General features: G+C 72.5%; 2 protein-coding genes. One reads left to right on the forward strand and one right to left on the reverse strand.

The features are described 5' to 3' along the window. Positions 1–280 precede the first annotated feature (280 nt). A complete protein-coding gene (locus ABZ885_RS38595; protein ID WP_360199483.1) occupies positions 281–850 on the forward strand; it encodes a DUF4240 domain-containing protein in 570 nt (189 codons plus the stop codon). On the opposite strand, the gene ABZ885_RS38600 is transcribed toward ABZ885_RS38595, so the two are convergent. Beyond that, a partial coding sequence (locus ABZ885_RS38600) for a type I polyketide synthase (RefSeq protein WP_360199485.1) occupies positions 806–2,866 on the reverse strand: 2,061 nt, incomplete at its 5' end. The genes ABZ885_RS38595 and ABZ885_RS38600 overlap by 45 nt on opposite strands.

The following is a 2,866-nucleotide window of genomic DNA, read 5'->3' on the forward strand; positions in this document are numbered from 1 at the left end:
GCATGATTCACTCCAGTCCTGGCGACGGGCACACTCGATGCCCGCTGGTCGGGGGATGGCCAAGCGGTGAAACTGGGCCTCACCCTAGTGCGGAGATCGCGTGCATGACTGGTGTTCATACTGCGAAGATCGCAGTTGGCCGGAACATGCAACCGCGCCCGGCGGAGGAGTGCTCCGGCCGGGCACAGCGCCAACCACGGCGAGGAATCGCTGTCGGAGGGCGTCCCGCAGATCCCGCAGATCCGTCGACTGTCCTACGCGGCTGGCAGAGTGCTGCCCCATGAAAACGGACGAGTTCTGGCAGCTCATCGAGACCGCGCGCATGCAGGCCGAAGCGAGTGGCAGCTTCGATCAGGCGTTGGTCGGCCTGCTGGCCACCCGCTCGAGGAGGGAGATCCTGGAGTACCAGGAGCGCTTCGACGAACTTCACGGCGCCCTGTACCGCTGGCACGTCTGGGCAGCGGCGTATCTCATCGGCGGCGGCTGCTCGGACGACGGCTTCATCGACTTCCGCGCAGGAGTGATCGCCCAGGGACGGGACTGGTACGAGCGGGTTGCCGCCGATCCCGACAGCCTCGCAGAACATCCCCTCGTCATCGCGGCCGCGGCGGACGGCGACGACGAGGCCCTGTTCTACGAGGAGGTCAACTACGCGGCCGCCTACTCGTTCGAGCGACTGACCGGAGGCACCGACGACTTCTCCGAAGCCTGGGCCGAGTACTGGGAAGCGCGGGATCAGGAGCACGTCGAGGCGGACATGGGCGAGGACTTCGACTTCGACGACGCCGAGCAGATGCATCGTCGTCTACCGCGACTCGCCGCTCTCCGCCTCGCCGACCGCCTCACGTGACCCAAGCGCCGATCGACGGTGACGGTCGCTTCCGTCTGCCCTGGCGGAAGCCTGGCAGCTGGGCCTGGACCGGAAGATCTTCGGCGTCGGCCGGTAGGAGGAGGGCACTTCAGGAGCCTTGGACCGCAGGATTTCCTGCCAGGCCCCGCGTCCGGTGGGGCCGGCCGTGTGCAGGGCAGGGCCAGCGGCCGGTGATCTCGAGGTGGGTGCCATCCGTGAAGAAGAGCGTGCCCGTCGGACGGCCCGACCACGCGTTGACCGGCCCGGCCGGGGAGGCCGCCGCCGGTACCGCCCGGCTTCCACTGGTCGGAGTACCGGGACTCGCCGTTCGCCGCCCGAAACCGAGCCTGCGCCCTGACCCGGACACGCCGTGTCCACCGTCACCGCCGGCCCCTCCAGGCCCAGCGCATACGCCACCCGCCCCGAGGCGACCGATCCCGTCCCGCCGGTGCCGAGGTATCCCTCGACCTCCTCCGGGACGAAGTGCGACGGCAGGTAGTCGTGGTAGAAGAGCCCCGCGAACACACCCGTCTCGCTGCCCCGCAGCCCGGTCGGGTCTATCCCCGCGTCCTCCAGCGCCTCCCACGAGGTCTCCAGCAGCAGGCGCTGCTGCGGGTCCATCGCGACCGCCTCGCGCGGGCTGATCCCGAAGAACTCCGCGTCGAACTCCCCCGCGTCGTAGAGGAATCCGCCCTCGCCCGAGACGCTCTTGCCGAGCGCCTCCGGGTCCGGATCGACCAGGTCCGCCGGCCAGCCGCGGTCCGTGGGGAACGGTCCGACCGCGTCCGCGCGCGACGCCACCAGCTCCCAGAACTCCTCCGGCGACGACACGCCGCCCGGGAAGCGGCACGCCATCCCGACGATCACCAGGCGGTCCTCGTCGGCCGGCACGGTGCGGGCCGCGGGCAGCGCCGGGTCGGCCGGTGCGGGACCGGACTCACCGACCAGCTCGGCCAGGACGAACTCGGCCAGCGCCACCGGCGTCGGGTAGTCGAACACCACCGTCGCCGGCAGCCGCAGCCCCGTGACGCCGTTGAGGCGGCTGCGCAGTTCGACGGCGGTGAGCGAGTCGAACCCGACGTCGCGGAAGGACCGACCGGAATCGACGGCTCCCGGTCCCGTCATGCCCAGCACCAGGGCGGCCTGCGCCAGGACCACCTCCCGCACGACGTCCTGCTGTTCGCCGGGGCTCAGGGCGGCCAGCCGGGCGGCCAGCGCGTTCTGGTCACCGGCGGCGGGCCGGCCCGCCGTGCGACGGGTGCGCACGCCCGTCCGGGTCGGCCGGACCAGGCCGGACAGCAGCGGCGGGACCTCGCCTGAGCGCTGCAGCGCGGCAAGGTCGAGCCGGGCCGTCACCACCAGGGGGACGGCGGCCCGGGCGGCCGCGTCCAGCATGGCGAGACCGTCCGACGCAGGCAGCGGCTTCAGGCCCTGGCGGGACAGCCGGCGCCAGTCGGCGTCGGTGAGCCCGCCGGCCATGCCGTGTTCCCACGGGCCCCACACCAGGGACGCCGCGGACAGACCGGACCGGCGCCGCAGAGCGGCCAGCGCGTCCAGGAAGGTGTTCCCGGCCGCGTAGTTGGCCTGGCCCGGGTTGCCCCAGACACCGGCCACCGAGGAGAACAGGACGAAGGTGTCCAGGTCCAGGTCGCGGGTCAGCTCGTGCAGGTGCCACGCGGCGTCGACCTTCGGCCGCATGACCGTCTCCACGCGCTCCGGCGACAGAGCCGTCGCCAGCCCGTCGTCCACGGCCCCGGCCGCGTGGACGACGCCCGTCAGCGGCACGCCGTCCAGGACACCGGCCAGCTCGTCGTGGTCGGCCACGTCGCAGGCCGCCACCGTGACCTCGACGCCCGACTCCTTCAGGTCGGCGACGAGTTCCGGCATCCCGGCGGCGTCGATGCCACGGCGCGAGACCAGGAGCAGCCGCCCGGCCCGGCCGGTCGCGGCGAGATGCCGGGCGACCAGGCCGCCCAGCGCGCCCGAGGCGCCCGTGATCAGCACCGTGCCCGCTCC

Source organism: Kitasatospora sp. NPDC047058, from assembly GCF_040643935.1.
Taxonomy (GTDB): domain Bacteria; phylum Actinomycetota; class Actinomycetes; order Streptomycetales; family Streptomycetaceae; genus Kitasatospora.

What these genes read in the sequence shown, in the direction of transcription:
- ABZ885_RS38595 (WP_360199483.1), top strand. Translation starts at nt 281, where the DNA reads ATGAAAACGGACGAGTTCTGGCAGCTCATCGAGACCGCGCGCATGCAG.